This window comes from Nakamurella sp. (genome assembly GCF_048594475.1).
Taxonomy (GTDB): domain Bacteria; phylum Actinomycetota; class Actinomycetes; order Mycobacteriales; family Nakamurellaceae; genus Nakamurella.
This window is the reverse complement of record NZ_JBMDXT010000511.1, coordinates 1-3098: the sequence shown is the minus strand read 5'-3', so window position 1 is coordinate 3098 and position 3098 is coordinate 1. Positions and strand designations below refer to the sequence as shown.

The 3098-nt window shown below is 77.3% G+C and carries 2 protein-coding genes and 1 pseudogene; all 3 read left to right on the top strand.

Going from position 1 to position 3098, the window contains the following annotated elements:
* Window positions 1-97: 97 nt before the first annotated feature.
* Window positions 98-868 carry a YcnI family protein gene (locus tag ACOJUF_RS23160; protein ID WP_420124167.1) on the top strand — a complete coding sequence of 257 codons (771 nt, stop codon included), beginning with the start codon at window positions 98-100 and terminating at the stop codon, window positions 866-868.
* Window positions 865-2673, top strand: a complete 1809-nt coding sequence (locus ACOJUF_RS23155; protein ID WP_420124166.1) for a FixH family protein — start codon at window positions 865-867, stop codon at window positions 2671-2673. Before ACOJUF_RS23160 ends, ACOJUF_RS23155 begins: the two co-directional genes overlap by 4 nt.
* Window positions 2670-3098: pseudogene (locus ACOJUF_RS23150) on the top strand (hypothetical protein); the annotation flags it as partial. The gene ACOJUF_RS23155 and the pseudogene ACOJUF_RS23150, both read left to right, overlap by 4 nt.

Below are 3098 nucleotides of genomic sequence, written 5' to 3'. Positions count from 1 at the left end.
GGCGCGGGCCGCCGGGCCCGGCGCCCGCCGTCCCCGCCGCCCGCCCGGTCCCGCGCGGGCGTGTCCGTCCACCTCTCTTCCGATCAGGAGTCCTGTTGTGAGTTCGTCCCTTCTCCGCTCCGCCGCTCGGGCCACCGTCGTGGTCGCCGGCGTCGGCGCCCTGACGCGCGGCGGCGCCCTGGCCGCCGCCGCCCACGTGAGCGTCACTCCCGACACCACCGCGGCCGGGTCGTACGCCCTGCTGACCTTCGGCGTGCCGCACGGCTGCGACGGCTCGGCCACCACCAAGGTCGCCATCAAGATCCCGACCCAGGTCAACGCCGTCACCCCGACCGTCAACCCGAACTGGGACGTGCAGAAGGTGATGGTGCCGCTGGACCCGGCCGTCACCGACAGCCACGGCAACCAGATCACCGAACGGGTCGACCAGGTCGTGTACACCGCCAGGACGCCGTTGCCCGACGGGTACCGGGACGCGTTCGTGCTGTCCCTGAAGGTCCCCGACGTCGCCGGCCAGACGCTGAGCTTCCCGACCATCCAGACGTGCGAGGTGGGGGAGACCGCCTGGATCGAGCCGACGGTCGAGGGTCAGGACGAGCCGGACCACCCGGCACCGGCGTTCGCGGTGACCGCCGCCGCGGCCGGCGCCGACGACGACCACGGTGCCGCGACCACCACGTCGGCCACCACGGCGGCGGCCGCGGGCGGTGGTGCCACGGCCGCGCCGACCAGCACCGCTGAGGTGGCGACGGCGGCGGCGAGCTCGGACTCGAGCACGCCGAGCTGGGTGGCGATCGCCGGCCTGGTGGCCGGTGTGCTGGGGCTCGCCGTCGGTGGGGTCGCCCTGGCGCGGTCGCGCCGCGCGTGACCCGACGCACCGGGTCGCGGTCGCGGGGATGGTCCGTCCGGGCCGTCCTCGTGGCCGCGGCCGCGCTGGGTCTGCTGATCACCGGGTCCGCCCCGGCCTGGGCGCACGCCGCCCTCATCGGCACCGATCCGGCGGACGGGGTCGTGCTGCCGGCCGCGCCGGCCACGATCACCCTGACGTTCAACGAGCCGGTGAGCGTGGACGAGGGCGGGGTTCGCCTGCTCGACGCCGCCGGCGCCGAGCTGCCGAGCACCACCCGCGCGGTCGACAACACGGTCGTCACCACGCCGGCCGCGGCCCTGGGCACCGGCACCGTGATCGTGTCGTGGCAGGTCGTCTCGGCCGACTCCCACCCGATCACCGGTGGCTTCACCTTCGCCGTCGGCGAGCGCAGCGCCACCGCGGTGGCCGTGCCGACCGCGGCCGCGGATCCCGCCGTCGGCTGGGCCACCGCGATCGTGCAGGCGTTGACCTACCTGGGCGTGCTGGGCGCCGCCGGCCTGATCGCGTTCGACGTGCTGGTCCTGCGCGGTCGCGGCGACCCGGCCGGGCGCGCGACCCTGCGCCGCTGGTCGGCCTGGGCTGCCGGCGGCGGCCTGGTGGCCGGCGCCGTCCTGCTGCCGCTGACCGAGCTGCGGCAGCGGTTCGAGTCGCTGGCCGCGTTGGCCGACCCCACGACCTGGACGGCCCAGCTCGGGCGGGACGCCGGGCTGGCCCTGGTCATCGCCGGCGCCGGGCTGCTGCTGGCCTGGGAGGCCGCGTGGGCGGTGACCGACCGGACCGCGGCGAGTGCCGGGGCCGCCCTGGCCGGGTGCGGGCTCGCCGTCGGGTCCTTCGCGCTGATCGGGCACACCCGCGGGTACGGTCCGGTCGCCCTCGTGCTCACCGCCGATCTGCTGCACCTGACCGTCGCCGCCGTCTGGCTCGGCGGGCTGGTGGGGCTGAGCGTGCTGATCCGGGCGACCGCCCGGTCCGGCCGGCGGGCGCCCGCCCAGGATCGCGGCCGGCCGCCCCGTCGGGTCGCCCGGGGGCCGGGAGACCGCCCCGACCCGTCGACGCTCACCCTGCCCCGGAGCCGGGTGGCCGACACCGCGGAGGCCCTCACCCGCTTCTCCACCCTGGCCGCCGGCCTGGTCGCCGTCCTTGCGGCGACCGGTGCGCTGCTGGCCTGGCGCATCCTCGGATCCTGGTCGGCCCTGATCGGCACGGGTTACGGGCTGGCCCTGCTGGTCAAGCTGGCGGTGGTGCTGGCGGCCGTGGCCGCGGCCGGCTACAACCGGTTCGTGCTCCGGCCGGCCGTGGCCGCCGACCCGACCGGCCCCGCCGGCTGGCGGCGCCTGCGACGCACGGTGACCGTCGAGGCCGGGTTGCTGGTCGCCGTGCTGGCGGTGACCGGCGTGCTGGTCAACGCCAGCCCGACGGCGACGCCCACCGCCGGTGCCGCCGGGACCGCCGGGACCGGCGGGACCGGCGCGGCGTCCGCTCCGGTCGAGCGGACCGTCCCGCTGGGCGCCGGGACGCTCACCGCTCGGCTCACCCCGGGCACCGCGGGCGTCAACTCGCTGGAGTTCACCGTCACCGACGCCACCGGCGATCCGCTCCGGCCGGTCTCGGAACCGACCGTGTCGGTGACCATGCCGGCCGCGGCGGTGGGTCCGTTGACCCGGCCGGTGACGGCCACCGGACCGGGGGCCTACCAGGCCGTGCTCGACCTGCCGCTGTCCGGCCGGTGGGTGGTGACGGTCTCGGTCCGCACGTCGGAGTTCGAGCAGCCCAATGCCCGGATCGAGGTGGACATCCCGTGAGACGCCTGCTTTCCCGCGGCGCAGTGGTGGCCGCGGCCGCCGCCGCCGCGCTGATCGGGCTCGCGCCGGCGGCGGCGGCGCACGTCGCGGTCGACTCGGCCGCCCCCAACGGCGACGGCACGACGACGGTCACCCTGGTCTGGGACCACAGCTGCGCGCCGGAGGATGCCACCACCGGCATCACCGTCTCGGCCGGCACCGGGGTCGAGTTCACCGGCGGCGCCGGCGATCCGCCCGGCTGGTCGGCCGCCGTCGACCCGGCGACGGCGGTGTTCACCGGACCGGCGGTGCCCACCGGGCAGCGGGCGACGGTCCGCGTGACCGCCCGAATCACGGCCCCGCCCGGTGCGACCGGGTCCTCCCCCGCCGTGCAGCAGTTCGGCGACCGGCAGACCGGCTGGACGGACCCCGACCCGTCGGCCGAC